The organism is Xanthomonas arboricola (assembly GCF_002940665.1).
Taxonomy (GTDB): Bacteria; Pseudomonadota; Gammaproteobacteria; order Xanthomonadales; family Xanthomonadaceae; genus Xanthomonas; species Xanthomonas arboricola_B.
On sequence record NZ_MIGY01000002.1, the window covers coordinates 509022 to 532495 of the forward strand.

The following is a 23474-nucleotide window of genomic DNA, read 5'->3' on the forward strand; positions in this document are numbered from 1 at the left end:
GGACAAGCAGCCGCAGCCATCACGACGCGCTGTCGCTGCGCTTTTTAGACTGGGCATCACGTTCGAAGGAGCCTTCCATGGCCACGACCACCGCATTGTCCCGTTCCCTCAACGATCGCATGATCGCCGGCGTTATCGGCGGCATCGCGCGCCGGTTCGGCTGGAGCTCCACGCTGTTACGGATCCTGTTCGTGATCGTGTCGATCGCTTCGGCCGCGTTTCCCGGCATCCTGGTCTATCTGATCCTGTGGCTGCTGATCCCCAACCAGGCCGATTGACGCCCGGCCGGCGCCGGTGGTCTGCCGTGCAGGTGCTGGGCGCGTTGTGGACGCTGCCCAACACCTTGCTCGGTCTTGCGATCGGTGCCACGGGAAGCTGCTTTGGCGCGCGTCCGCGCTGGTCCGGTGAGGAACTCGCCTTGGTGTTCCATGCCTGGCCATGGGGACCGGGCGGGGCGATGACGCTGGGCAACGTGATCCTGCTCAAGGGCGCCTCGCTCGATCTGCAATGCAGCACGTATGCGCATGCCGCCGGGCGTTGTCGGCACCCGCCGGTGCGCCTGGGCGACCACGAGCGTGCGCATGTCTACCAGTACATGCTGCTTGGCCCGCTGTTCTTGCCGGTGTATTTCCTGTGCGGCGGCATCCATGTACGCAACCCGCTGGAACGGGCCGCCGATGCGTATGCGATGCATGGCCACGGCTGGTGGCCGTGGGGACTTCAGCGTAATCGCGAAAAACCGAACAGTTCCGACAACGGGTGAGGCCTGCCTTCCAGTTGCGCGCGCAGCAGCCCCGCGCCGATCGCGCTGTAGGTGATGCCGTTGCCGCCGTAAGCCATCGCGAACGACACCCGCGGCCCATGTTCGGGATGTGGGCCGAAGAACGGTAGTCCATCGGCGGTTTCGGCGAAGGTGCCGCCCCAGGCGAATGCCGGACGCAGGCACATGTCCGGCATCGTCTGGTGGATCTTCTTCAGCAGCGTCTTCAGCTTGCTCGTGACACGTGCATCGCGACGTGCGGGGAGATCGATATTGTCGTCTTCGCCGCCAGCCACCACGCGTCCATCCGGCGTGCTGCGCAGGTAGAGATAGGGGCGCGCGGTTTCCCACATCATGGTGTGCTTGAGCGCGCCCATCTCGCCGTCGTGCAGGGGATCGGTCACGAATGCGTAGCTGCTGCGATTGCGTGCCACGCGCTGCGACAGCCACTGTTGGTTCCCGTAGCCTGCGGCCATGACGACATGCCGGGCGCGCAGCGCGACCCCGTCCCGGGTACGCAACTCGACATGCCGGTCGTGGGGTTTGAGGGTGGCGATCGTGGTGCGATCGTAGATGCGCGCACCGTATTGTTCGCCTTCTGCAAACAAGCGGTAGCACAGCCGATACGGGTCGACGCTGGCGGCCAGACGGCTGAGGATCGCGCCCTCGGAGCGCACGCCGTAGTTCTGCCACAACGGCGCGCGCCCGATCCATTCGACCGGAAGACCGTGGGCTTTTCGCATGTCCAGTTCGCCGCGCAGGTCGTCGAGATCCCGCGACCGGCTGGCGTAGTAGAGACTGTCCTGACGGCTGAAGTCGCAGCCGCCCAGCGTATTGCAAAGGCCTTGCAGGTCGAGGATGGCTTGCGCGCACGCGGCGTATGCCAGCGCGGCGGCCGGCATGCCGTATTGGTTGGCCAGCTCGATCATCGGCGTGTCGATTTCGTACTGCAGCAGGGCGGTGCTGGCCGAGGTGCTGCCCCAGCCGATCTCGCGTTGCTCGACCACCACCACCTCGTGCCCGTGCTTGAGCAGCTCGTGCGCGATCAGGGCGGCGGTGACACCGCCACCGACGATGGCCACCTCGCAATCGGTGTCCTGCTCCAGACGCGGATAGGCGCGCATCAAACCGTTGCGGATCGACCAGAACGGGTAGCCACTTTTGAGGTCCATGCGGTTTCGTAGGTGCGGGCGGAGCGCAATTGGACGGGCAGGCGGGGTGAAGCGGTCGTGCAGACCGGCGAGGGGATCCAGCCGTCACCAAACCGCAAACAGCCGGCGTTAACGTGCGTGGAAAGCTCCTCACGGCACGGTCGTTATGCTCGCGCCGCTAACGTAGTCACAGTTGTTAACGAGGGTGTGGGCATGTCGATCGTTCTGTACGTCGGTGGCAGCAAAGATGGCGACAAAGGCGTTGTGCCTTACGGGTTCAGCAAGTCGCGTGCGATGACCGACGCCGGCCCGGAGATCTATGTCGAGCGCATGGTGCCGTTGAAGGACGTCGGAAAGATCCGTGTGATGGCGTTGGAATCCCTGCACGAAAGCATCCTGGTCGAGCGCGCGGCGACCCATTACGCAGGTCGCGCCAGCTAAAGAGCGGCCACTCAGAGGGCTGCGCCTGTTGCCAGCTGGGCGTGCCAGGCATCCGGTACCGGATGTACCGTTCCTGGACTCAGATTCCTCCGCACCATCCACGCCTGCGTGCCTGACGACCGTCCGTTGGGTCTGTACATGTCGAAAGACGCGTCGGCATAGGCTTAGGGCGATCCTGTCAACGGGTTCCCGCAGCGGCCCAGCACTGCGAAAATGCTTTTTTCAGTGAAGCGGCTCCGGCCGCGCCGCCATGCACGACAGCCAGCTTGCCCAGCAAATCGCCCGCACCATCGCCGACGAGATCGGTGCCCAACCCGCCCAGGCGCGTGCCGCCATCGCCCTTCTCGACGAAGGCGCCAGCGTTCCATTCATTGCGCGCTACCGCAAGGAAGTCACCGGCGGGCTGGACGATACTCAGCTCCGCAATCTGGAAACGCGCCTGACCTATCTGCGCGAGCTGGAAGAGCGCCGCGCCGCGATCCTGTCCAGCATCGGCGAGCAGGGCAAACTCAACGACGAATTGCGCGGGGAGATCGTGGCGGCCGACACCAAGTCGCGGCTGGAAGACCTGTACCTGCCTTACAAGCCCAAACGCCGCACGCGTGCGCAGATTGCGCGCGAGGCCGGCCTGGAGCCGCTGGCCGACGGCCTGCTGGCCGACCCGAACCAGGCGCCGGAAGTCGCGGCTGCACCGTATATCGATGCAGACAAGGGCGTGGCCGACATCAAGGTGGCGCTGGAGGGCGCACGCGCCATCCTGATGGAGCGCTGGGGCGAAGATGCCGCCTTGGTGGGCGAGCTGCGCAGCTGGTTGAACGACAACGGCGTGATCCGCGCGCGCGTTGCCGAGGGCAAGGAGGAGGCCGGCGCCAAGTACCGCGATTACTTCGATCACGCCGAGTCGCTGTCCAAGATTCCCTCGCACCGCTTGTTGGCGCTGTTTCGCGCGCGCCGCGAGGAATTCCTGTATCTGGATCTGGAGCCGGGCAACGATGCCGAGGCCGGCCATCAATACGCCGAGGGCCGTGTGGCGCGCAATGCCGGCATCTCCAACCAGAACCGCCCGGCCGATCGCTGGTTGCTGGATGCCTGCCGTCTGACCTGGCGCGCCAAGCTGCACATGCATCTGCTGCTGGACCTGTTCAACCAGGCACGAGAGAAGGCCGAGGCCGAGGCGATCGCCGTGTTCGGCGACAACCTCAAGGACCTGATGCTGGCCGCGCCGGCCGGCCCACGCGTGGTGCTGGGGCTCGACCCCGGTATCCGCACCGGCTGCAAGATCGCCGTGGTCGATGCCACCGGCAAGCTGGTAGCCACCGAGACGATCTACCCGCATGAGCCCAAGCGGCAGTGGGACCAGTCGCTGCAGACGATCAAGAAGCTGTGCCTGCAGCACAACGTGGAGCTGATCGCGATCGGCAATGGCACCGCCAGCCGCGAGACCGACAAGCTCGCCGGGGAGGCGATCGCGCTATGCGGGGCGAGCAAGTTGCAGAAGATCGTGGTCAGCGAAGCCGGTGCGTCGGTGTATTCGGCGTCCGAGTTCGCCGCCAGGGAGTTCCCCAACCTGGACGTGTCGCTGCGCGGTGCGGTGTCGATCGCAAGGCGCCTGCAGGATCCGCTGGCCGAACTGGTCAAGATCGAGCCCAAGGCGATCGGTGTGGGCCAGTACCAGCACGATGTGGACCAGTATCGGTTGGCCAAGGCGCTGGAGGCGCGCGTGGAAGACTGCGTCAATGCGGTCGGCGTGTACGTCAATACCGCGTCGGCAGCGCTGCTGTCGCGCGTGTCGGGGCTGTCGAGCACGGTGGCGGAAAACATCGTGCGCCATCGCGACGACAACGGTCCGTTCAAGCGCCGCAAGGACCTGCTCAAGGTGCCACGCCTAGGCGACAAGACCTTCGAACAATGCGCCGGTTTTCTGCGCATCGCCGATGGCGACGAGCCGCTGGATGTGTCGGCGGTGCATCCGGAAGCCTATCCGCTGGTCGAGCGCATCGTCGGCAGCACCGGCAGGCCGATCAAGGCCTTGCTGGGCGACGGTGGCTTTCTGCGCGGACTCAAGCCGGAGCTGTTCACCGACGAACAGTTCGGTGTACCGACCGTGCGCGACATCCTCAAGGAGCTGGAAAAACCCGGCCGCGATCCGCGCCCCGAGTTCAAGGCGGCACAGTTCGCCGAAGGTATCGAGGACATCAAGCACCTCACGCCCGGCATGGTGCTCGAAGGCGTGGTCAGCAACGTGGCCGCATTCGGTGCGTTCGTCGATATCGGCGTGCATCAGGATGGCCTTGTGCACATCTCCGCGTTGTCGGACACCTTCGTCAAGGATCCGCGCGATGTGGTCAAGGCCGGCGACATCGTCAAGGTCAAGGTGCTGGAAGTGGACGTGGCGCGCAAACGCATCGCACTGACCTGCCGTCTGTCCGATACGCCACCGCCGGCCGATGGCGCGGCCCAATCGCGCGATCAGCGCGGCAACGGCGGCCCGGGGCAGGGCCGGCGCGATGGTGGCGGTGGGCGTGGCCCGGCGCAGGGCAACGGCAAGCCGCGCACCACTGCGCCGCCGGCCGACAACGCGCTGGCCGCGGCGTTCGCACGCGCCAAGCGCGGCTGAGCCAGCATGCCAGGCGGCTGTCCTGGCGTGGCTGGGCAGTGTAGATAGACCCGTTCGCAAGGCGGCGGGTCCGCTGCTGCGATTGGATCGCGCTTGGGCAGGCTGATCTACAACTTGGCCGCGGGGTCCGTGCACTCCGACCATCGCGGTGCGTTTATGCAGATACGATCAGTCGTCAAGCGACTGATCTGAGGCATTGCTGCAGGGCCCTTGCCCGCCCACCGTCGCAGGACACGCCGCAAGGACGTCCGTGTAGGCGCTTGCGCGGCATCCATGCCGCATAAGGTCCCGCGACGGTGGGCGGGCAAGGACCAGTCGGGATGGTCGGTGTGTGTGCTGCAAGCAGTACTCGGTTGACCACGCTGTTTTACTGCGTTTCCAGGCGATCTCACGCCTCGCTGCGTACCGTGCGCGTCGGCAAGATCAGGCGCTCGATCAGGTCGACCAGACCAGGTGGCTCCACCGGCTTGCCCATATGCGCATCGAATCCTGCAAGTACCGCGCGGTCGCGGTCTTCTTCGCGCACGTAGGCGGTCAGAGCGATGGCGGGGATGTGCCGGGGCAGGTCGGCGCGACCGGAGCGTACCGTGCGGATCAGGTCGTAGCCGTCGCGCGCCGGCATCGCAATATCGCTGACCAGCACATCGAAGGGTGCCTCCGCAAGGCATTGCTCGGCCGCCTCCACCGAGCCGGCCGCATGCACCTGCGCGCCGGCAAGCGTCAGGAACTGCACCACCGCCTCGCGCGAATCCTGGTCGTCGTCGACCAGCAACAGGCGCACGCCATCCAGGCGTCCGAGGCAATCGCGCGGCAGCGGACCGACCTGCAGCGACTCGGCCGACGCCGGGCGCAGATCGCTGACCCCGTGCTGGAACGGCAGCACGATGGTGAAGGTCGAGTCCTTGCCTTCGCCCGCACTGGATGCCCCCAGGCTGCCGCCGTGCAGATCGATCAACTGACGGGAGATCGACAAGCCTAGCCCCAGCCCACCCACGCGCCGCGTGGTGCCGGCATCGGCCTGCCGAAAGCGGTCGAATACATGCGGCAGGAATTCGGCCGCGATCCCGATGCCGGTGTCCTGCACGCACAGCCGCAGCCGGTCGTCCTCGATGTCCAGCCCCACCCGCACCGTTCCTCCGGGTGAGGTGAACTTCAGTGCATTGCTGAGCAGGTTGGACAGCACCTGCTGCAGGCGCCCGGCATCGCCGAAGAACCACAGCTCGCCTTCGCCGGGCGCATCCAGCTCCAGCGCGATGTCGCGCGCCGCTGCCGACGGCTGCATCAATTCCACCGTGCTGCGCATCAGTCCTGCGATATCGAAGTGCTCTGCCTGCAGGCGGACTTTGCCGGACAGGATCGCGCTCATATCGAGCAGGTCGTCGATGATCTGCGTCTGCGCGCGTGCGCTGCGTTCGATGATGATCAGCCCCTTGCCCAGATTGGCCGGCTCGAACAGCTCCGACTGCATCAGCCGCGACCAGCCCAGGATGGCATTGAGCGGCGTGCGCAATTCATGGCTGAGCGTGGCCAGAAACTCGTCCTTGACCCGGCTGGCGTGCTCGGCCTGGCTGCGTGCGGCGGTCTCGGCTTGCAGCGATTGCTTGAGCTTGACATCCACGTGCGTGCGCTCGATGACGATGCCGGCCAGATGCGAGGCAGAGCGCGCCATCGCCTGCTCGCGCAGCGAGGGCAGGTGAGCGCGGTCGTAGTAGATGTTGAGCGTTCCCAGCACCTGACCGTTGCTGTCCAGGATGGGCGTCACGCAGCAGGCGACGATGCCCAGTGCCGCCGAAATCGCATGGTGGTCGCTGAAGCTGGGGTCTGCCTGGATGTCCTCGCAGATCACCTGCTGGCCGAGGTAGGCCGAGCGCGCGCAGGGCGGTCCGTTCGGCCCGATCGGCGAGGCCTCGAAATGCCCGCGGTACTCGATCGGAAAATGCGGCGCAGAACCGAAGCTCAGCGTTTTGCGCACTTCATCCAGCACCATCACCGCGCAATACAGCGCAATCTCGCCACGCGCTTCCACGCTCGATGCAATGGCGTCAAGCACTGCCGGTAGCGGTGCGCCGGTGGTGATCAGGCTTAGGATGGCGCGGTCGGAGGCGGTGGCATCTTCGATGTGCTTGCGTTCGGAGATATCGGTCAGCGAACCGATGTGGCCGAGAAAACGTCCGTCGCTGGCGAAGTGCGGCGACGCGGTATCGATGCACCAACGGTATTGCCCGTCATGACGACGCACGCGGTACTCGGCCAGGAACTCGCCATGCTGCGCCAACGCCTGCCCGAATGCGTCGCGTACGCGCACGGCATCGTCGGGATGCATCACATCCCACCAGCCCTGGTCCATCGCCTGGTCTTCGGCCTGCCCGGTGAAGTGATACCAGCGCGGATTCCAGTACACGCAGTCGCCCTGCGCATCGGCCATCCAGATCATCGCCGGCACCGTCTCGCACAAGGCACGGAAGCGCACTTCGCTTTCGCGCAGCTGTTGCTCGAATGCACGCCGGTCATGGATATCGGTGTAGGTACCGATCCACTCGCTGATGCTGCCGTCGTCGCCGCGCACGGGCAGGGCGCGCGCCAGATGCCAGCGCCGCTGGCCGTCGCGGCATTGCAGTTCGCACTCCATTTCGTAGGCGCGCTCGCCCTCGATGGCCAACGCCCAGGCCTGCGCGGAGAGCTGCAGGCCATCGATGGTGTGCGCCCGATGCCACGCAGCGCTCTGGCTGTCGGCAGGATCCAGTCCGGTGTATTCGTACCAGCGCCGATTGAAGTAATGCGGCTGACCCTCAGGGTCGGCGATGAAGATGATCTGCGGCAGTGTGTCGGCCAGTCGGCGCAGCCGTGCCTCGTTGGCGGCCAGTTGTTGCTGCGCCTTGGCGCGTTGCATGGACTCCCAGCAGCGCGCCGCAACCAGGCGGACCACTTCGATCTCGGTGGGCAACCAGCGCCGCGGTGCGCGCTGATGCACGCCGATGGCCGCAACCAGGCGGCCGTGTTTGTGCAGCGGAATCGCCAGCGACGCGCGCAGGCCGGAGCGCCGATACTGCTGCGCCACATAGTCCGGTGCACCGGGCGCCATCGCATCGGTAGTGAACCAGGGGCGGTTTTCCAACAAGGCGTCGCGCAGGCCTTGCGCCACTTCCAGCGGAAAATCGCCTTGCAGGCTTGGCATGTCCTGCACATGGTCACTGATCACGTGCATGGTTTTGCCGTCGGCCGCCGCCAGGCCGAATGCGCAGCGATTGACCTGCAGATGTTCGCCCAGCAATCGCACACTGGTATCGATGATCTGACGCGGATCGGAAACGTTTTGCAACGCGTCTTCAAGCATCAGCAGGAAGCTGTCGCGACTTGCCATGCTGCGTTGCTGGGTGACGGAGAGTCCGTGCACCAGGATTGCATCGAGGCGGCCATCGCGCTCGCGCATCGGCTGATACAGGAAATCCACGAAGGTCTGATCGAGTGCATCGCCGGGCATACGCTGCAGATGGGCGGTCATCGACTCGCCGATGACAGGACGGCCGCTGCGTCTCACCTCATCGAGCAGCTCGAGATAGCCCTTGTCGGCGATTTCCGGCATCGCCTCGAGTAATGCACGGCCCAGCAACGGACGCTGGCCGATCAGCTCGTGGAAGCGTTGACTCGCGCTTTCGACGATGTAGCTGGGTCCACGCAGCACCGCCATGAAGGCCGATGACTCATCGAGTGTGGGGGCAACCGCCGCGGGCACGGCCTCGCGACGGGTCGGCCCAGCAGCAGGGGCGGGGGTGCTGGCGACATACAACATGCCCACATGTTCGCCGGCATGCAGCACCGGGCTGCAGGACCACGCCGACAGCGTCAATGCCACACGCGCCTCGGCAGAGGTGCGGTCGGCTTCAGCGCTGTCTGCAAGCTCTGCCAATGGCTGGCCGAATGCTGCCGGGTGGCGTTCGCCCAGCAGCGCGATGCAGGCATCGTTATAGATGCAGCGCGACGGCTTGCCCCAGACCAGCAGCATCGGAACCTGCGCGTGCAGGCACACTGACAGCGTCGTCCGCAGCGCCTGGCTGTCGCGCAGCAGCGGATCGGCGGCGCACGCGGACGACGCCAGCAACAATCCGGCTGTCTCGCACGTTTCCGGCAACAGGCCGGCAAACGGCGACACGGCGATATCCATTCGGTGACCTACCCCATCATGCCTGGATGCACGATTCTAGTGGCAAGCGGGCAGCGATCGAGCGTGGCGGCAACCGGCACGACCGCGGGAATGGCCTGCGTCAAGCGCGGCAGTCGCGCAGCCAGCAGATGCGGCTGGCAATGGAGAGCGTCAAACGTCGGCCACGCCCGCATGCTGGTGACGCACCGGCTGTGCTGTCGCCCTCAGCTGGCGGCACCGCTCAGTTGCCGCGCCCTGGACAGAGCGCCGATCAGTTCGTCGGACAGGTAGGGCTTGGTCAGGATCACGCCGCGTTCGAAGCCGCGGGGGATGGTGCCACTGGCAACACCGGTAGCCAGCACGAACGGAATCCCGAGCTCCGCCAGCAGTCGGGCGACCGGCTCGCTGGTCTCGCCGTTGCCGAGCCGGTAGTCGAGCACTGCGATCTCCGGCGCCTCGGCCTGGATCAGCGCCAGCGCTTGTGCAACTTCTCCGACCGGACCCAGCACGACCGCGCCAGCCTGGACGAGCTGCAGGTCGAGCAGCATGGCATTCATCTGGTCGTTCTCGACCACCAGCACCCGAACTCCACGCAACACCGACATTGCTTACTCCTTCATCTAAGTGGGTCAGTATATCGACACCGCTCCACCGCGGCGCTGATGGCTCCGCTTGCACCTGAATTCGTCAGGCGCGGTCTGACACTGTTCGTTTCATACACAAGCCGCTATACTGCGCGGCCACGCCGAAGTGGCGGAATCGGTAGACGCAGCGGATTCAAAATCCGCCGCCCTTAAAAGCGTGTGGGTTCGAGTCCCACCTTCGGCACCAATGACTTACGGCAGCTTCGGCTGCCGTAATCATTTCCGCAATCTGAGGGGCATTTCCGCAATCCTCAGCGAGTGGGGGTCACCTTGGTCCCGCGCCTGTTGCGCACATAGTGCTCCGTCATCACCACCGAGCTGTGCCCCAGTTGCTGCTGAGCCTTCCGGATGTCGCCGGCCGAATCGGTCTTGTCGGTACCGGCCTTGGCCCGAAGGTCGCGAAACTGGATTCCCGTCACCTTCGCAGCTTGGCAGGCCTTCTGCCATCGCCGGGACATGCCAGCAACGCTGACTGAGCGTCCATGCTCGCTGACGATGAGCATCGTGCTGTGTACCGCAAATGCCCTTTTGCGTTCCCGGATCCTCTCCAGCAAGGTCGCCAGCTGACCCTCATCAGCGATTTCGACGCGCAGACGCTTACCGGTCTTGCCCTGTTTGACGTGCACATCGCCGCCGCGCACATCCATTTCGGACATGGCCAGTACGTCCGCAGGGCGTTGGCCTGTCAGGTAGGCCAGATCCATCGCATCCCGCAGGCACGGGTCAGCTGCCTCCCACACGGCTTGGTATTGTTCGTCCTCTATATAGACGTCCCGGCCGGTCTCGCGAAATCCCTTGATGCCGGCGCACGGATTGGGCAGGGCGGTGTAGCCCCGATCCCTCGCGAAGTTCCAGATGTGGGATAGCAGCGCCTTCTCGCGGTTCGCGCGCACGTGTGCCGTGCCTCCCTGGGTGCGCCAGGTCAGGTATTGGCGGACATGCACCGGCTTGATGGCCTCGATGGGCGCCGGTGGGTCGTCGAAGAATTCCCTCAGCTTCAGCACCTCCTTGCGATTGTCGGCGAGGGTCCGGGTTGCCTTGCGACTGGCCACCTGTGCCATGTATTGATCGCAGACCCAGCCAAGCATGACCCGCGGGGCCGGCGCGGCATGCGCCTGCCCCTGCAGCTCAGCCCAGCGCTGGATCGCGAGGCCATAGTCACTGCCGAGCGATTCCTCGCGCCGGCCCGTGCCGCCGCGGGTTCCGTGGTCATAGAAGTAGTACGTCTTCTCGCCGCGCTTGCGCTGGCGGAAATTGGGGATGGCTCCCTGGTTGATCGGTCGCCGTCCCATCAAGCTGCCTTGTTCGGTTTCCAGGCGACTGCCTCGGTACCGGCATCCGCCGCGGGCGTGCCCTCGATCGTCGATCGCAGCACGACTGGGCGGCCATTGAGGTCGACGTAGTGCCGGATACCGTTGCTGACGAGGAACAGAAGCTGCCGATCAATGTATGGCGTACCGGTCAGGCCTTTGACTTCGTAGCGCGAAAGGCGGATTCCATTTTTCTGCTCAGGCATTTCCCTGCTCCTGAAGATAGGCGTCCCACCCGCACTGCACGCGCTTGAACTCAGCTGCGTCGCCGCCGGCACGGTCAGGGTGGTGCTGCGAACGCAGCCGGCGGTAGCTGCCCTCCGGGTCGGCCGGGTCAAGGACATCGCGCCAGGACAGCGCAACCGGCGCGGGCAGGGCAGCGAAGCCGGTGAATGCCCGCTCCATCATGTCGGAACTGCCCCAGCGCTCGATGCCGCGAATCGCGCCGATCGTAAGGGTGATAGCCCGCAGATTGGCCTCGCGCTTGGCGAACTTGTCGCAGGCCAGAACCATCTCCACGCCCTTACGGGTGAAGTAGACGGCGATCCCCTCGTCGTCGTTGCGAGGCTGCTGGCTGTACGGCATGCCGTCCTGGCGCAGCTTGAGGTTGCTGCTGACGATGATGTTGCGCGCGCCGAGCCGGCCAAGCTCGTCCACCAGGTCGCGGAATGCGCGGTCGGTGGTCTGCGCCTTGAACGGACTGTGCGCGCGGAGGTGGCCGGGCGTGCGCGGCCAGCCAGCCGGCCAGGTCAGCGGATAGCGTTGGTCGGGACGATCAGCCATTGCAGCCTCCCAGCACGCCGCGCTCGGCACTGCGCAGTGCTCGCGCTAGCTTTGGCGCCCACCAGGCCGGCTTGCCGATGATGGTGCCGGCGGGCATCTCGCGCTCAAGCCATTGCACGAACAGCTCCGGCACGCCAGTCGCAGCTGCCGGCTGGGGGTGGGTGGCTCGTGCAGCGTTAATTCCTTCCCCGCATGCTTGCTTGCCGAGCGCGTCACGAAGAGCCACGCGCGCCTTGTGAGCCAGATCGGGACCGGTAAGGTTGGTCCCCATCCACAGCAACCCGTAGGCCAGTTTGGCCGCTTCAACGATCTCCGTATCTTGTCGCCCATCCACCGGCGCAGCAGCCGGCGTGGCTAACTGTTGCAGCATCTCGGTCCAATTGCGAATGGCGACCGGTGCGTGTCCCTGGGTGATCTCGCATGTGTCCGCTACGCCCGCGTAGTTGAGCATCGAGGCAATGATTTCGGCCAGGCCAACCGCCGGCGGCACTTTGGAGTCGGTCTTCATCGTCAGTAGCTCTCCGCAGCAAACAGGCGCGGGAACTGGCCGCCCTCGGCCACTTCGATTGCCAGCTGCTCTCGAAAGGTTCGCGGCGCACTGGTGGGGAGCTCGTCTTCGTCGGTGTCCTGAAACATCAGCACATCGAGCGACTCGTCGCTGACCTCCTCGAAGTCTTCGAGGTCTTCCTCGGTGCGGCCTTGCTCATCCTGCACGGCGGCGCGCACTGTCTCGGCATCTTGGCCGATCCACCATTCCATATCGTCGATCTGGAAAATTTTCATCTGGGTGGTCTCCCTGGTCATGATTACGGGATCTCCTGTTTCGCCAGCGCGGCGCGAAGCTGCTCGGCCTGGCCCTGGCATGTGGTGATGGCTTCTGCGCAGATGGCGCGCAGTGCGTGGTTCTCGGCGGTGACCCGCTCGATGTGGTCGGCGGCCATGGCGAGCTGCTGCCGGAGCAGATCCTTGGCCGGCTGTTTCATGCGGCGCGGCTCGCGCGGGAAGAGCAGGGGCTTCATGCGGCGCTGCCCAGGTTGCGGACACTAAATGCTGGGAGTAACGTCCGCGGTGAGCCAAGGGGGCTTGTCGTAAAGGACGTGCGATGGCAGAACATCCGAAACAATTCGTGATCTACAAGGACGCCAAGAGTGAATGGCGCTGGACCCTTTACGCAGCCAACTCGAAGAAAATTGCGGACTCTGCAGAAGGCTACCAACGAAAAGCGGACTGCGTGCATGGAGCGCGGTTGGTTGCTGCTGTGGCAACAGATGCCGTCATCTGGAACGGCGAAGACAAGGTTTGGGAGGCCTAGTTTCATACCGAATCCCTTAGCAGCGTTATCGCGAGCGCCTTCGCAGTGCGGTTCGGTACCGCATTGCCGATCTGCTTGGTGATCTCGGTGGCATTGCCGGCGAAGTCGTAGACCTCGCCCTCGTCGTCGAAGGACGTCGCGCGCGCCAGCTCTCGCCAATGCAGCATCCGGTAGTTGATGTCGATGCGGACCTCGTCGCATACCTGCGTGGCCGGCTGAGCCAGGCCCAGTTCGCCACGGTTGGCACCGGTGATTGTCGGCAGCGGTTCGTCCATGCCATGGGTGCGCGTGTCGCCGTGGTGAGTCACCGGCAGGGCGAATGCTAGCGATTCGGATGTTGTGATGGTCGGCAGAGGGTCGGTTGCGCTGCGCATGTCGCGCGTGCGGCCTATGCCTACGTTGCCCCGCATGACGATCGGCTGGGCGATGGCCACTTCGTTGGAGCCGGTCAACGCGGGCACCGGCGCGTCGGGATTGAGGATGCGGCTTGCCGGATCGCGACCATCGCTGTCCCCATGGCCGGCGCGCGTCAGCACCGGTTCGGCCAGTCCGAAGCGCGCTTTCGTGGTCACGCTGGGCACGGGCTCGCTCACCGCAGCGGCGGTTAGTCCGGAACCGCCGCCGTAGTAGGGCGCCACCAGTGGCATAGCAACCGCCTGATCGCCGCTCTTTGCGGTGGTGACTGTGCGCAACGGATCTTCAGCACTGCGCGGCGGTGCCTTGTTGCTGCTGTTCGACACCGGGACGATCAACGGGTCAGCGAGGAAGCCGCCGCCGGCCGTGCAGATCGTGGGCAGCGGCTCATCGATAGGACGCGAGGTGCGCCCGCCATCGCTGTTGGTGCGCATCACGATCAACGGCTCCACGAGCTGGGGACGTGCACAGCCAGGACGCGCTCCGCCAGCGCCGCCCGTGGTGATGGTTGGCAGTGGCTGGTCGAGATCTCGCGCGACGCCACCGCTGGCCGTGGCCAACACGATCCCCATGCCATCCGGCGCGACCAGACCGCGTTCGATCGCCTCGGCGCGCGGGAATGTCAGGCGCGGCAGGCCACCATCGAGCAGTGTCTGGAGCGCTTCGACGTAGGGGGCTGGCCAGCTGTATTTCACCGCTCCTGCCAATATCCGGCGGATCGTGTTGGGCTTCAGCGGCTTCTTGCGAGTGAAGATGCTGGCGCCGGTCATGCTCCAGTCGATGACCTCGCGCGCGCCGCGCCACTTTGCGCGCGTGCCGACCAGATCAGAAGAAGCTGCACGGGCGTGCGATGGCTCTGGCCATTCCAGTGGTCCGCGATCGCTGCGGCCGATCAGGAAGAAGCGGCGCCGCGTGGTCGGGTCGCCATAGTCCGCGCAACAGAGAATGCGCCAATCCAGGCGGAAGCCGATCGCTTCGAGCGCGGCTACCCATGCGCGGAAGTACTCGCCCTTGCGGCTCGGAATCGGCCGGCCGGTCACCAGCGAACACGGACCCCAGTCCATGAACTCGGGCACGTTCTCGACTTCCAGGCGCTTGACCCGCAACTCGGTGCACCAACGCACCACGTGCCACGGATCCATGCGCTGCTGGTCGTGCACGGGCCGGCCGCCGCGAGCGCGGCTGTGGAAGACACACGACGGCGCCGCGATAAGCAGGTCCAGATAGCCCTCGGGCACGTGATCCAGCGGCAACGCCGTTTCCAGATTCGCGCAGGCAATGCGAGCTGCGTGTTCCGGATGGTTGCGTCGGTTGGTCTCGATCGCGACATCCCAGTGGTTCACGCCCACCAGCTTCATTCGCAGGCCGAGCTCGCGCACGGCGCGTGCCACTCCGTTACTCATGCCGCCGGCGCCGCAGAACAGGTCGGCCACCAGCAGCGGGCGCGTGCGCCCGCGTGGTTGCACCTCGATGTTTGCGGGGTAGGAGCCGTCAGCCACCGCGAGCCTCCCGCTGCGCTTTGTCGCGCAGCTGCTGCAGCGCCGGCAGGTGGGTGAGTCGGATCAGTTCATCGCTGGTGGCCGCTTCGCGCGCGCGGCTCAAAGCCCAGTCCAGTGCGGCGAGCTTGTCGTTCGGGTGGAGATTGGTCATGGCAGAATCGGCTCCAAGTGCATGGGGGTCGAATGAGCAATGTGACGTTGTGGTCGTGGGCCGTTCATAGGTGCGCGGTCTTGGAGACGGGCTGCGAAGTGGATTGGGATGCCTGGGCGGCTGCGGCTGGCTGGTTCGGCGCCCTGGGGGGCTGGGCAGCTGCTGTCGCAACAGTTCTCGCGGTCGTCCTGCCTTATCGCCGCGATGTCAAACGATCGCGATACCGCGCATATGTAGCGATGAAGTCTTTCAGAGAAAGCCTCGGCCGCTTGTCGCGTAGGCTTCGCGCGATCTCCAGCATTCGGAACCACCTCACTACCGACCTTCACCAGCTCGAGGCAGCAGATCTGGATGCCATCTTCGGGATGGAGTTGGAGGCTCCGCTGTTCGATATGGAACCAGAGTTGGACGACGTAATGAACGCCGTCGCCTTGCTTAGGTATCACGTCAACACCTGGCAGCAGTTTGTTGCCATGCTGAAAATTGGCGCTGACGATCCATGGTCGCCCAAACGAGGGTTGTCGGAACGGATCAACGATATGGCACCGCTGTTCGACGAACTGGCTGGCGAAATTCAGAAAGCCATCGCAACCGTCGAAGGAGCTATCGACAGAATCAAGTTTCGACCTGGCCGGCTCTAAGCGATCTTTCTTCACATCCGGGACGTTAGCGAAGCTCACGCAATTTTCTCCACACGTTCGAGCGCGGCCAGGTCGATGTCGTCCACGCGGTCACGCAGGATCCGGCAGGCGCGGCGCAGACGCTGTGCGATGTAGGCGCGCGGTTCGGCGTAGGTGAATTGCAAGGTGGACATGTGGATCGCACCGCGGTGGTCGCGGCGGAACAGTTGCCAGGTCACAGCGTTGCCGCTGTCATCGGGCGTGCGGCCCCAGCACAAGCCGCGTTTGCGCTTCGGCGCGCGGCGGGTGAGGTGGCGAGTCATGCGGGAGCTCCTTCGCAGATTTCGATAACCCGGTGGAGGTCTTCGTCCGACATCCATCCGATGTGGCATTCGCGTGCATCCAGACCGGTGCGTTCGCGCAGCCAGGCGTAGGCATCTTTTCGCTTCATACCGCCCGACTTCCAACGTGGGTCAAAGGCCTCGTGCGCGCGCATCTTGAGTTGCCGCGTTGCCGCGTTGGCGAGGCGACCCATGCGCTTCTCGGTGCCTGGATGGCACCCCGACCACGCGCGGCACGGCATGCATGCCCACAGTGGTTTCTCGAATAGGTCGGGGCGGTGCGGATACACCTCTCGGCCGGTCACGAGCTCATCGTCCTGGCCGCAGTAGGGGCAGGGGCGCGGATTAGAACGGTTCAAGCGGCATTCCTCAGCAGGTGAGTGCGCTGCACCGGGCCGTGCCACAGCGCAGCGACGTTGTTGAGATGGATCTGCTCGGGATCACGGCGGATCGGTGCGAGCCTGGTCTGGGCCCGCTTGATGTCGTTCCGGCAAAGCACACAGACGTTGAGCACGCGGCCGTTCTGCGTCGGGAACTCGGCTTCATCAAGACGCCGCGTGCAGCTCGTGCAGGTGCGCAACATCACGCGGCCTGCTGGTAGCTGGCCGTGGCCGCGCGGGCGAACACCTGCTGCATTGCGCTGAACATGGCCGGCAACTGGGCCGCGTCGTACAGCTTCGAGGCGCGCTCGATGGTCACCGGCATGAAGCCCAGCTGCGCCAGGCCATCAGCGGTGATCGTCAGCGGTGCGATCTTTGCGTTGATGTCGCCGAGCTTGATGAGCACGACCTGGGCGGGTGCCGGCGTGGCCAATGACTTCACCGCCTGAGAGAGAGCAGGGGAGAGGGCAGCAGGAGCCGCAGCCACCGGTCCCGGTGCCGGTGCCGACAGTACGGCCGGGGCGGGAGCAGCAGCGGCGGGCGCCGGCGCAGCTGCTGCGTTACGTGCTGCTTCGGCCTGGGCATCGGCGCGACGCTGCGCTTCCTCGCGCTCCTGCTGCTCGCGCGCCAGCTTGGCCGCTTCCTCCTGACGGATCTTCTCGCGCTGCGCTTCCAGCCGCTGCTCGTCGACACGCTTCTGCTCCGTGATGCGCGCGGTGATCAGGTTGCGCAGATCCTCCGGCGACTTCGTGGCGCACAGCTGCACGCGGTCATGGAACAGGCCGGCGAACGTGCCCATTTCCATTTCCAGCACGCGCACGTTCGCGCGCACACGCTCGGCCTGCTGGCTGGCGGCGATCTTGGCGTTTGCTGCAGCGGTACCGACGGCATCCTGCATGCTGCTGATCGACTTCTTGCCCTTGATCACCGCGCCGATGTCGGCCTGCAGCGAAGCCGGTACCGCCAGCGCATGCGCATCGAGTCCCGCGTTGATCGATGCGTAGTGATCCCGCACTGCCTGCACGCTGTTGGCGACGATCTGCGCGCGACGGTTCTGCTTCTCAGCCTTGACGGCGTTCTCCAGCACCAGTCGTGCAGCACGGATCGTTTCTCTGACGGACCCAGCGGTGCGGAGCAGGGCATCGATGTCGACCATCTCGCCCAGGGTGCTATCGGTGGCGGCAGTAATACGATCCTCCGCCTCGGAGCATGCCTTGACCGCGGCCTCGGCATCCGCGAAGTCCTGATCCGTCCGTAGCTGCTCGGCGCGAGGCAGCTGGGCAAGGAATGCCTCGGCGTTGGCTTTGAACGCGTCCATGTTGGAGGCCAACACGCGGCCCTCGACACGGATGGCCAGCGCACCAAAGCCGGCGATGGGCGCCGCGACTGGTTCAGCCTTGGCCGGAGTGAGCTCGAATGCGGCCACATCGGCCTCGAACTGCTCCCAGCCAGCGACCAGCTCGGCGCGCAGCGCGGCGTCGCTGGCGTACCAGCAGTGCCGTTCCTCGACCAACTCATCGCCGTTCCACTTCGACGCCATGAACAGCACACGCGCCGCGCCGGACACCAGAAGCTGCTGCTCCATCTGCACCTGGTAATGCTTTGGCAGGCCCCAGCCGTTGCCCTCGTCACGCATGCAGGCACGCAAGTCGTTGTTGAGGCTCTTGTGCTCGAACGCGGTTTCCTCGAGCAGCGTCAGGCCGTCGAAGCTGGCCGAGTACTTGCCCTCGGTGCCGACGCACGGGTACAGATCCTCGCCGATGATCTGCTCTGCGATCGGGCGCGCCAGCGCTTCGTAGCGGTGGCCATCGGCAAAGCGCTGCAGGGTGGCGTCGTCGTGTTCCTCACCGATGCCGGTGGCGACTTCGCGCACCAGCTGCGCGCGCGTCTTGTACGGGCTGCAGCCAAGCATCGCCGGCGCGTCGCTGGCGTTGAGGTGGGTCGCGCGATGCGAGTGCCACTCGGCAGAACCCTGAATCAGGTCAACGGTTTTCATGCTTTCTCTCCTTGGCCCGGGGCATCCCAATCGATAGGACCCGCATCGGCGTCTGCGCCGGTTTCGGTGGTTTCGTCAGCGACGTCTTCAGCCTGGTCGAAAGCCTCGATCGCGATCATTTGCTCTTCGGTGAGCGAGCCCTTGGTCTTCACCATGTTGATGATCTGGCTGGCAGTCTTCTTGCCGGCCTTGATCAGCTCACCCCACGCAGATAGGTTCTCCGCGAACTTGTCGACCGGGTAGGCGGCAAGCTCGGTGGCGATCTGCTTGGGTGCCTGCTCTTGGCGGATCGGCGCCGCTTCGCCTTCGAGGACTCGACCTTCCATTTCTTCGGCAGTGGGCTGCGCACCTACGGCCTCCGGAAACGCCTTGCGCAGCGCTAGCGCCTCGGCGCACTTCTCGATCTGACCAAAGGGGCGCTTCTTCCACATCGCATTCGGTGCATCGCTGTCGCGCTTCTGCGTGGCGTAGCTCTCCAGCCAATAGGCCTTCGCCGAGTAGCGCACCGGGTTGCCAGCGACCAGGCGGTACACCGCGACGCTGCACCACTCGGGATAACGCACGCGAACGCCCCCGAGGGTTTCTTCGATGGTCGGCCCGAAGGTTGCTTCATCCTGCCCTGCGTATTCGCCAGTGCGGTGCGCCTTGGTGCGATACAACTCGATGCCGGGCATGATCACGTCGCGCATGCCCGCTGGACTGATCAGGCGATTGCCTTGCTTCTTCTCCGGCACCCACATCGGGACGATGTGCACGGGCTTTGTCATCGGGTCCAGCGCACCAGCGCGGCAGTACGCCAGCACCATGTCGACCGATTCATCGGTGGCGCCGGGGTACAGGCTGGTCTTCAGCGCGGTGCGAATCGCCTCGGCCTGTTCTGCGTTAATCAGCTGTCCGCCGCTCGGCTTGATCTGTGCAACTGCGTTCACTGCAATCTCCTGCCGGCGGCGCCGGCGTGTTGTCGATGGGTGGAGGGGCCGGTAGTGCAATTCCGGCTTGACGGGACTCAAACCCGCCTACGTTTAACGGTCACGGCGCGTCATTTCGCCAGCATCAACCGGGTCTGCCGGTTCCGCCGTCACCAGCGGATTCGCTTTCGCTACCAGCCCCGAACTACATCGGGGGTTCTTTCCCGGACGTGAGCGCATCACCACTGCGCATTCCCTCCATAGCGGAGCGGCCTGGTCTTCGATACGCAAGACATGGACGCTCGTTGATCGCAAGCCGCTCCGCGATGGATAGAGGCCGGTCTTTCCCGGCGGTCAGCGGCGTTGCATCCGCATCACTCGTTCACCCATGAGCTTTCGCTGGGGCCGGTCTTTCCCGGCTGCATAGGATTTCGCCTCCCGCTCCTTCTCGCGCACATGTCGGCGGTGCGTGCGGTTCCCTTCCTGCCTTTAACGTCTGACCTTCGAGAGTCAATGCGCGGTGCGATCGCGTCCGTGGACACCTGCCACGGATCAGGGTTTGGGATCAGGCCGCGTCGGAAAGCGGGCGGTCTTCGACCTTGCGGTAGGGCCAGCGCACCGGATCGGCCTTGATCACCTTGTTGAAGTGGCCGCCCTTCGACTCGGCCGCCTGCAGCGCGGCGTAGTCCTCAGCGGTGAAGTTGTCGTAGTGGTAGAGCGAGGTGATCTCGCCCTTCCAGTTCTTGAAGCGCACGGCCAACGTCTGGCTGGTGGCGTCGTGGCCGATTGCCGCGATCTGGCGGCTTTCCACGTCAATCAGCGGGATGCGGATGGGCGCGTTCATGCGGCAGCCTTCTTGCCGGCGTCGATCAGGCTTGCGGCTTCGGCAGCTGCTGCCGCGCTGTCCTGCGCATCGAGCGTGTCGCTGCCTTCGCTGAGGTCTTCGTCAGCGGCTTGGCGAGCTGGTGGAGTGATCGTTACCTGCACCTCTCGGCGCTGCATGTGACACAGCAGCCCTGATTCGTCGGTGTCCGGATGGGCGATGAGCGTGAACTTGATGCCCACGCTGCCACCATCCAGCAGCTTGAAGCCGATGTTCTTGAGCTTCGCATCGACCAGCACGATCGGGTCTTCGAGGCCAAGGCCATTGCTGATCTGCGCCTCATACCCTGGGTATTCGCCGGACCACGACGTCTCCAGCTGGGAGAAGCGCACGGCCGTCAGATCATCCTTATTCTTGGCCTGCAACAGAGATCCCTGATCGCCGGACGTGGGCGCGCGGTACAGTGCTTCACGCAAACCGGGCTGGAAGTCGTTGAGCACTTCGCTGCTGGCGACCACTTCAAGGGTGATCGAGCCACCGGGCACGATCTCCGGCCCGTGCTTCTCCGAAGTGGGGTTGAACTTGACCACCTTTGCGGTGGCCTCTCGTAGTTGGAACATGGAAAACCTCGTCGGTGGTGCCGGCGGACCGGCGGGGATCAGCGGATGCCGCGTCGCGGCTGTTCCGGAAAATCGGGCGTGCTGCCGGTGGCCGGCGGCGACTGGTCGCGGTGCGCGCTCGCACGGGCGTTGCACCAGCTCTCGGGCAGATGCAGCGCCAGGAAAAAAGCGATCGTGTGGAGCGCTTGGGCGATCAGAGCGGCGTTGCGGCTATAGGAAAGGCAGCCAAACGCCACCAGCACGACAACCAACACGCACAGCCACGCAAAGCTGGTGTAACGGCGGCCGGTCACAGGAATACCGCCTGGGCCAGCAGCGTCAGCACAGCGCCCACAACCATGCAAACGATCGCGAACGGAATGTCCTCGCGCAGCATGTGACGCTGGAACTCCTTCTCATCCATCTCGTCCATCACGCAGCCTCCGGGCCGTCGAAGTAGGTCGTTGCCGACTCGTCCGGATCGCGCACGTGCTGCGATGCCTGCACACGCAGAGGGCGCACGTTGTCGGGATTGAAGGTGCGTACCAGCTGCGCCACGGTGATCGCGCCATAACCGCGATCAAGCGCGATGTCGCGCACCAGGTCCGCGCCGCGCGCAGCGGTGGGGAAGGGAATGACGGCGCTCATGCCTCTGCCTCCATCTCGAAGCCATGAGAAGCCAGCTCGGCTTTCCCAGCACGCAGCTCGCGCGCATAGCCGTCCTCGCGCTCATGTGCTCGCGTGATGGTGTCGACCACCGATCCGTCCGGGCGCGTGATGGTTCGGCCGCCACGCGCACACCTGTTGATCGAGTAGCCGAGGTGATCCCAGATGCCGTTCGGGCCGCACTGTGGGATGGTCTTCATGCCGCCACCCGCCACGGCATCACAGCGACAGGCGCCGGTTTGGCTTCGTACACCGTCAGGTAGTGCTGCACCGCCTCGATGCGCGTGCAGTCCACGTCGTCCATGCGGCCGTTGATCAGCTGCGACAGGTAGTCGGTGACAGCGTTGCGCAGGATCTCGGCGGCGCCTTCGTCGTTGCCCTGTGCCAAGTGGCCAGCGATCAGGGCCAGCTGCTCGGTCGTCAGCTCGCCCAGCGCCTCGCTCAGTACGCTGCCGTCGCGGTGCAGGGCTAGCGCCAGGACGTCGGCGCGCTCGTCGGACAGCTCATGCCGGCTGCAGGTCGCGCAGCCGCATTGCGGGTGGTACGGGTGGCGATTGACCATGGCTCAGGCCTCCCCACGCTGGGCGGACTGGCCGCTATGATCTGTAAGCGAATTCGCGCCAATGGAGGAAGCGCTATGCCTGTCTGGGCACAATGGGTCACGTTCGCGGCTGCCGTTATCGGCTGCGCGGTCGCTGTCTCGAACTTGGCTATCAACTACGTGCGAGGTGCCCGCAGTCTCCGAATCGGCATGCAGTTCGAGCCAGTCCATGACAAGCCGACCCGCCTTCTCATCAAGGTCGTAAACCGTGGCGGTGTAGCGGTGACCATCGCAGACATAAGCCTGATAGCTGGCCGGGATGGGAAGGGCCAAGCCCATCGCCTGAGGGTCGAACACGGGCAGCAGTTCGTTGGCGCCGTTGTTGAAAAAGGCACCGCACTTTCTTTCCGCATCCACCCCGAGGCGCTGAACAAACCACTGGATGCTGGCACCCACACTGTCCAAGTCACCACGGCGGATGAGCGCGTCTACAGCCTGCGCTTCCGGGAGCTGCTTGACCGCAAGGATGAGCTGCAGTGCGTAATCGTCCCCAACGGGGCAGCGCATGAAGGCTTCCGCATCGAGCGCCGAAACGCGCTTCCTGATCAGGCGCGCTCCGAGTCCCGCCAGCGCGGCGATGGTGATCGCCACTGAGGTTCCGACAAGTAGGGGCTGGTCGTACATCTACGTTCTCCGTCGCACGTCCCCGGCGGGATCCGGGTGGTTCGTTGCGATGGAGGTAAGTTACCCGTGGGTATCTGTTAAGTCAATACCCAAAGGTAAGTTATTTGGTCACGGGGCTGCGCGCCTCGTCGCGTGACAGGGCAAAACTTCGTTCGTCGGGCTGGGATAGGCCTTGTGGTGCTACTCAGATGCGGCCGTGGCGGCCCGTGTGGCAAGCATTCTGGCCTTAATTGCCCTCTGGGCTATCTGGATCTCTCTTCTGCCTACGCTCTCGTGGCAGAAATGCGCCGCGAATGCCTCCAAAAAATCAGCCTCTACGCTGAAAATTTTGCGCTTTCGCAGGATCACGGCCACGCGCCACGCGTACGCAGGCGGCGGAGAATCGCCATGTCGGAGGTAGTGTTCAACACCTTCTTTCACGATCTTTATTTGCGCTGCAAGGTCGTCTGAAATGGACCTCATATACGCAACAAACTCCGCGTGATCCCGGGTCACCATTGCAGTCCCCGGACCTCCTGATGCTTCGCCTAAGGTGCAGCCCGTAGCAAGCATCTTGTCCCACATTGATCGAGAGTATTCCCGCGATAGCGCAAGGCTGACCTCGTCCGGAACCAAAGGCGTTTTGTTCAAGAAAGCTGTCAGCAGTTGCACTTCGATGAGCGCTGTTTGGAACGCTTCGTCAGTAACCGCCAC

At 64.7% G+C, this 23474-nt stretch carries 30 protein-coding genes, 1 tRNA gene and 1 pseudogene; 7 read left to right on the forward strand and 25 right to left on the reverse strand.

The window, feature by feature from the left end:
• Positions 1 to 77: 77 nt before the first annotated feature.
• A complete protein-coding gene (locus tag XarjCFBP7645_RS09135) occupies positions 78 to 278 on the forward strand; it encodes a PspC domain-containing protein (protein ID WP_104537237.1) in 201 nt (66 codons plus the stop codon).
• Complete coding sequence (locus XarjCFBP7645_RS09140; RefSeq protein ID WP_104537238.1) at positions 248 to 763, forward strand: hypothetical protein; 516 nt, start codon at positions 248 to 250, stop codon at positions 761 to 763. Before XarjCFBP7645_RS09135 ends, XarjCFBP7645_RS09140 begins: the two co-directional genes overlap by 31 nt.
• Here XarjCFBP7645_RS09140 and XarjCFBP7645_RS09145 read toward each other — a convergent pair.
• The gene (locus XarjCFBP7645_RS09145; protein ID WP_104537239.1) at positions 721 to 1932 is read right to left on the reverse strand and encodes an NAD(P)/FAD-dependent oxidoreductase; all 1212 of its coding nucleotides are present in this window, start codon (positions 1930 to 1932) and stop codon (positions 721 to 723) included. The two genes, XarjCFBP7645_RS09140 and XarjCFBP7645_RS09145, sit on opposite strands and share 43 nt — an antisense overlap.
• Positions 1933 to 2124: 192 nt before the next feature.
• On the opposite strand from XarjCFBP7645_RS09145, the gene XarjCFBP7645_RS09150 reads away from it, so the two are divergent.
• Complete coding sequence (locus XarjCFBP7645_RS09150) at positions 2125 to 2352, forward strand: hypothetical protein (RefSeq protein WP_016904406.1); 228 nt, start codon at positions 2125 to 2127, stop codon at positions 2350 to 2352.
• Between the two features lie 250 nt (positions 2353 to 2602).
• Positions 2603 to 4969, forward strand: coding sequence for a Tex family protein (locus tag XarjCFBP7645_RS09155; RefSeq protein ID WP_104537240.1), 2367 nt, complete (start codon positions 2603 to 2605; stop codon positions 4967 to 4969).
• 388 nt (positions 4970 to 5357) lie between these two features.
• Here XarjCFBP7645_RS09155 and XarjCFBP7645_RS09165 read toward each other — a convergent pair.
• Both XarjCFBP7645_RS09165 and XarjCFBP7645_RS09170 read right to left on the reverse strand, forming a co-directional pair.
• Positions 5358 to 8339: pseudogene (locus tag XarjCFBP7645_RS09165) on the reverse strand (PAS domain S-box protein); the annotation flags it as partial.
• Positions 8340 to 9334: 995 nt separating this feature from the next.
• Entirely contained in the window at positions 9335 to 9715 is a 381-nt protein-coding gene (locus XarjCFBP7645_RS09170) for a response regulator (protein WP_104537243.1), read from the reverse strand.
• A gap of 139 nt (positions 9716 to 9854) precedes the next feature.
• Between XarjCFBP7645_RS09170 and XarjCFBP7645_RS09175 the strand changes: the two genes are divergently transcribed.
• Positions 9855 to 9941 (forward strand) — tRNA-Leu (locus XarjCFBP7645_RS09175).
• A gap of 64 nt (positions 9942 to 10005) precedes the next feature.
• Here the strand turns inward: XarjCFBP7645_RS09175 and XarjCFBP7645_RS09180 are convergent.
• From XarjCFBP7645_RS09180 to XarjCFBP7645_RS21665, 6 genes are read right to left on the reverse strand one after another with little or no spacing between them, the layout of a single operon-like run.
• Positions 10006 to 11046 (reverse strand): tyrosine-type recombinase/integrase, encoded by a 1041-nt coding sequence (locus XarjCFBP7645_RS09180; RefSeq protein WP_104537244.1) that lies wholly within the window; start codon positions 11044 to 11046, stop codon positions 10006 to 10008.
• The gene (locus XarjCFBP7645_RS09185; RefSeq protein ID WP_104537245.1) at positions 11046 to 11270 is read right to left on the reverse strand and encodes a DUF4224 domain-containing protein; all 225 of its coding nucleotides are present in this window, start codon (positions 11268 to 11270) and stop codon (positions 11046 to 11048) included. The genes XarjCFBP7645_RS09180 and XarjCFBP7645_RS09185 overlap by 1 nt, the downstream gene beginning before the upstream one ends.
• Positions 11263 to 11847, reverse strand: a complete 585-nt coding sequence (locus XarjCFBP7645_RS09190) for a J domain-containing protein (protein ID WP_104537246.1) — start codon at positions 11845 to 11847, stop codon at positions 11263 to 11265. The genes XarjCFBP7645_RS09185 and XarjCFBP7645_RS09190 overlap by 8 nt, the downstream gene beginning before the upstream one ends.
• Positions 11840 to 12355, reverse strand: a complete 516-nt coding sequence (locus XarjCFBP7645_RS09195; protein ID WP_104537247.1) for a hypothetical protein — start codon at positions 12353 to 12355, stop codon at positions 11840 to 11842. The genes XarjCFBP7645_RS09190 and XarjCFBP7645_RS09195 overlap by 8 nt, the downstream gene beginning before the upstream one ends.
• Positions 12356 to 12357: 2 nt before the next feature.
• Entirely contained in the window at positions 12358 to 12651 is a 294-nt protein-coding gene (locus XarjCFBP7645_RS09200; RefSeq protein ID WP_104537248.1) for a hypothetical protein, read from the reverse strand.
• Between the two features lie 2 nt (positions 12652 to 12653).
• Positions 12654 to 12866 (reverse strand): hypothetical protein, encoded by a 213-nt coding sequence (locus XarjCFBP7645_RS21665; RefSeq protein ID WP_104537249.1) that lies wholly within the window; start codon positions 12864 to 12866, stop codon positions 12654 to 12656.
• Positions 12867 to 12949: 83 nt separating this feature from the next.
• On the opposite strand from XarjCFBP7645_RS21665, the gene XarjCFBP7645_RS09210 reads away from it, so the two are divergent.
• Positions 12950 to 13159, forward strand: a complete 210-nt coding sequence (locus tag XarjCFBP7645_RS09210) for a YegP family protein (protein WP_104537250.1) — start codon at positions 12950 to 12952, stop codon at positions 13157 to 13159.
• Positions 13160 to 13161: 2 nt separating this feature from the next.
• Here XarjCFBP7645_RS09210 and XarjCFBP7645_RS09215 read toward each other — a convergent pair whose 3' ends face one another.
• Both XarjCFBP7645_RS09215 and XarjCFBP7645_RS21670 read right to left on the reverse strand, forming a co-directional pair.
• Positions 13162 to 15072 (reverse strand): DNA cytosine methyltransferase, encoded by a 1911-nt coding sequence (locus XarjCFBP7645_RS09215; RefSeq protein ID WP_258079527.1) that lies wholly within the window; start codon positions 15070 to 15072, stop codon positions 13162 to 13164.
• Positions 15065 to 15223, reverse strand: coding sequence for a hypothetical protein (locus XarjCFBP7645_RS21670; protein WP_181126270.1), 159 nt, complete (start codon positions 15221 to 15223; stop codon positions 15065 to 15067). Before XarjCFBP7645_RS21670 ends, XarjCFBP7645_RS09215 begins: the two co-directional genes overlap by 8 nt.
• A gap of 32 nt (positions 15224 to 15255) precedes the next feature.
• Here XarjCFBP7645_RS21670 and XarjCFBP7645_RS09220 point away from each other — a divergent pair, with 32 nt between their 5' ends.
• Complete coding sequence (locus XarjCFBP7645_RS09220) at positions 15256 to 15864, forward strand: hypothetical protein (RefSeq protein WP_104537251.1); 609 nt, start codon at positions 15256 to 15258, stop codon at positions 15862 to 15864.
• Between the two features lie 35 nt (positions 15865 to 15899).
• Here the strand turns inward: XarjCFBP7645_RS09220 and XarjCFBP7645_RS09225 are convergent, their stop codons facing one another.
• The 14 genes from XarjCFBP7645_RS09225 to XarjCFBP7645_RS09285 all read right to left on the reverse strand — a co-directional run bounded on the left by XarjCFBP7645_RS09225 (position 15900) and on the right by XarjCFBP7645_RS09285 (position 23474).
• Complete coding sequence (locus tag XarjCFBP7645_RS09225; RefSeq protein ID WP_104537252.1) at positions 15900 to 16166, reverse strand: hypothetical protein; 267 nt, start codon at positions 16164 to 16166, stop codon at positions 15900 to 15902.
• The gene (locus tag XarjCFBP7645_RS09230) at positions 16163 to 16588 is read right to left on the reverse strand and encodes a DUF3268 family zinc-finger domain-containing protein (protein WP_258079528.1); all 426 of its coding nucleotides are present in this window, start codon (positions 16586 to 16588) and stop codon (positions 16163 to 16165) included. The genes XarjCFBP7645_RS09225 and XarjCFBP7645_RS09230 overlap by 4 nt, the downstream gene beginning before the upstream one ends.
• The gene (locus tag XarjCFBP7645_RS09235) at positions 16540 to 16770 is read right to left on the reverse strand and encodes a hypothetical protein (RefSeq protein ID WP_146096308.1); all 231 of its coding nucleotides are present in this window, start codon (positions 16768 to 16770) and stop codon (positions 16540 to 16542) included. Before XarjCFBP7645_RS09235 ends, XarjCFBP7645_RS09230 begins: the two co-directional genes overlap by 49 nt.
• Positions 16767 to 18560, reverse strand: coding sequence for a lambda-exonuclease family protein (locus tag XarjCFBP7645_RS09240; RefSeq protein WP_104537255.1), 1794 nt, complete (start codon positions 18558 to 18560; stop codon positions 16767 to 16769). The genes XarjCFBP7645_RS09235 and XarjCFBP7645_RS09240 overlap by 4 nt, the downstream gene beginning before the upstream one ends.
• Positions 18557 to 19489, reverse strand: a complete 933-nt coding sequence (gene bet / locus XarjCFBP7645_RS09245; protein ID WP_104537256.1) for a phage recombination protein Bet — start codon at positions 19487 to 19489, stop codon at positions 18557 to 18559. Before bet ends, XarjCFBP7645_RS09240 begins: the two co-directional genes overlap by 4 nt.
• Before the next feature lie 544 nt (positions 19490 to 20033).
• On the reverse strand, positions 20034 to 20312 hold the full coding sequence (locus XarjCFBP7645_RS09250; protein WP_104537257.1) for a KTSC domain-containing protein: 279 nt from the start codon (positions 20310 to 20312) through the stop codon (positions 20034 to 20036).
• Positions 20309 to 20881, reverse strand: coding sequence for a hypothetical protein (locus tag XarjCFBP7645_RS09255; RefSeq protein ID WP_146096309.1), 573 nt, complete (start codon positions 20879 to 20881; stop codon positions 20309 to 20311). The genes XarjCFBP7645_RS09250 and XarjCFBP7645_RS09255 overlap by 4 nt, the downstream gene beginning before the upstream one ends.
• 68 nt (positions 20882 to 20949) lie before the next feature.
• Positions 20950 to 21204 (reverse strand): hypothetical protein, encoded by a 255-nt coding sequence (locus tag XarjCFBP7645_RS09260; protein ID WP_104537259.1) that lies wholly within the window; start codon positions 21202 to 21204, stop codon positions 20950 to 20952.
• Positions 21201 to 21323 carry a hypothetical protein gene (locus XarjCFBP7645_RS21915; RefSeq protein ID WP_258079529.1) on the reverse strand — a complete coding sequence of 41 codons (123 nt, stop codon included), beginning with the start codon at positions 21321 to 21323 and terminating at the stop codon, positions 21201 to 21203. The genes XarjCFBP7645_RS09260 and XarjCFBP7645_RS21915 overlap by 4 nt, the downstream gene beginning before the upstream one ends.
• Entirely contained in the window at positions 21323 to 21538 is a 216-nt protein-coding gene (locus tag XarjCFBP7645_RS09265) for a hypothetical protein (protein WP_065031511.1), read from the reverse strand. The genes XarjCFBP7645_RS21915 and XarjCFBP7645_RS09265 overlap by 1 nt, the downstream gene beginning before the upstream one ends.
• Positions 21535 to 21756: a hypothetical protein gene (locus XarjCFBP7645_RS09270; protein ID WP_029828539.1), complete on the reverse strand. Its 222-nt coding sequence runs from the start codon at positions 21754 to 21756 to the stop codon at positions 21535 to 21537. The genes XarjCFBP7645_RS09265 and XarjCFBP7645_RS09270 overlap by 4 nt, the downstream gene beginning before the upstream one ends.
• Positions 21753 to 22118 carry a hypothetical protein gene (locus tag XarjCFBP7645_RS09275; protein ID WP_104537260.1) on the reverse strand — a complete coding sequence of 122 codons (366 nt, stop codon included), beginning with the start codon at positions 22116 to 22118 and terminating at the stop codon, positions 21753 to 21755. The genes XarjCFBP7645_RS09270 and XarjCFBP7645_RS09275 overlap by 4 nt, the downstream gene beginning before the upstream one ends.
• A gap of 3 nt (positions 22119 to 22121) precedes the next feature.
• Positions 22122 to 22781, reverse strand: a complete 660-nt coding sequence (locus XarjCFBP7645_RS09280; RefSeq protein WP_104537261.1) for a hypothetical protein — start codon at positions 22779 to 22781, stop codon at positions 22122 to 22124.
• Between the two features lie 180 nt (positions 22782 to 22961).
• Complete coding sequence (locus XarjCFBP7645_RS09285; RefSeq protein ID WP_104537262.1) at positions 22962 to 23474, reverse strand: hypothetical protein; 513 nt, start codon at positions 23472 to 23474, stop codon at positions 22962 to 22964.

What these genes read in the sequence shown, in the direction of transcription:
- XarjCFBP7645_RS09135 (WP_104537237.1), top strand. Translation starts at nt 78, where the DNA reads ATGGCCACGACCACCGCATTGTCCCGTTCCCTCAACGATCGCATGATC.
- XarjCFBP7645_RS09145 (WP_104537239.1), bottom strand. Translation starts at nt 1,932, where the DNA reads ATGGACCTCAAAAGTGGCTACCCGTTCTGGTCGATCCGCAACGGTTTG.
- XarjCFBP7645_RS09150 (WP_016904406.1), top strand. Translation starts at nt 2,125, where the DNA reads ATGTCGATCGTTCTGTACGTCGGTGGCAGCAAAGATGGCGACAAAGGC.
- XarjCFBP7645_RS09155 (WP_104537240.1), top strand. Translation starts at nt 2,603, where the DNA reads ATGCACGACAGCCAGCTTGCCCAGCAAATCGCCCGCACCATCGCCGAC.
- XarjCFBP7645_RS09170 (WP_104537243.1), bottom strand. Translation starts at nt 9,715, where the DNA reads ATGTCGGTGTTGCGTGGAGTTCGGGTGCTGGTGGTCGAGAACGACCAG.
- XarjCFBP7645_RS09180 (WP_104537244.1), bottom strand. Translation starts at nt 11,046, where the DNA reads ATGGGACGGCGACCGATCAACCAGGGAGCCATCCCCAATTTCCGCCAG.
- XarjCFBP7645_RS09185 (WP_104537245.1), bottom strand. Translation starts at nt 11,270, where the DNA reads ATGCCTGAGCAGAAAAATGGAATCCGCCTTTCGCGCTACGAAGTCAAA.
- XarjCFBP7645_RS09190 (WP_104537246.1), bottom strand. Translation starts at nt 11,847, where the DNA reads ATGGCTGATCGTCCCGACCAACGCTATCCGCTGACCTGGCCGGCTGGC.
- XarjCFBP7645_RS09195 (WP_104537247.1), bottom strand. Translation starts at nt 12,355, where the DNA reads ATGAAGACCGACTCCAAAGTGCCGCCGGCGGTTGGCCTGGCCGAAATC.
- XarjCFBP7645_RS09200 (WP_104537248.1), bottom strand. Translation starts at nt 12,651, where the DNA reads ATGACCAGGGAGACCACCCAGATGAAAATTTTCCAGATCGACGATATG.
- XarjCFBP7645_RS21665 (WP_104537249.1), bottom strand. Translation starts at nt 12,866, where the DNA reads ATGAAGCCCCTGCTCTTCCCGCGCGAGCCGCGCCGCATGAAACAGCCG.
- XarjCFBP7645_RS09210 (WP_104537250.1), top strand. Translation starts at nt 12,950, where the DNA reads ATGGCAGAACATCCGAAACAATTCGTGATCTACAAGGACGCCAAGAGT.
- XarjCFBP7645_RS21670 (WP_181126270.1), bottom strand. Translation starts at nt 15,223, where the DNA reads ATGACCAATCTCCACCCGAACGACAAGCTCGCCGCACTGGACTGGGCT.
- XarjCFBP7645_RS09220 (WP_104537251.1), top strand. Translation starts at nt 15,256, where the DNA reads ATGAGCAATGTGACGTTGTGGTCGTGGGCCGTTCATAGGTGCGCGGTC.
- XarjCFBP7645_RS09225 (WP_104537252.1), bottom strand. Translation starts at nt 16,166, where the DNA reads ATGACTCGCCACCTCACCCGCCGCGCGCCGAAGCGCAAACGCGGCTTG.
- XarjCFBP7645_RS09240 (WP_104537255.1), bottom strand. Translation starts at nt 18,560, where the DNA reads ATGAAAACCGTTGACCTGATTCAGGGTTCTGCCGAGTGGCACTCGCAT.
- XarjCFBP7645_RS09250 (WP_104537257.1), bottom strand. Translation starts at nt 20,312, where the DNA reads ATGAACGCGCCCATCCGCATCCCGCTGATTGACGTGGAAAGCCGCCAG.
- XarjCFBP7645_RS21915 (WP_258079529.1), bottom strand. Translation starts at nt 21,323, where the DNA reads ATGGACGAGATGGATGAGAAGGAGTTCCAGCGTCACATGCTGCGCGAG.
- XarjCFBP7645_RS09265 (WP_065031511.1), bottom strand. Translation starts at nt 21,538, where the DNA reads ATGAGCGCCGTCATTCCCTTCCCCACCGCTGCGCGCGGCGCGGACCTG.
- XarjCFBP7645_RS09270 (WP_029828539.1), bottom strand. Translation starts at nt 21,756, where the DNA reads ATGAAGACCATCCCACAGTGCGGCCCGAACGGCATCTGGGATCACCTC.
- XarjCFBP7645_RS09275 (WP_104537260.1), bottom strand. Translation starts at nt 22,118, where the DNA reads ATGGTCAATCGCCACCCGTACCACCCGCAATGCGGCTGCGCGACCTGC.
- XarjCFBP7645_RS09280 (WP_104537261.1), bottom strand. Translation starts at nt 22,781, where the DNA reads ATGTACGACCAGCCCCTACTTGTCGGAACCTCAGTGGCGATCACCATC.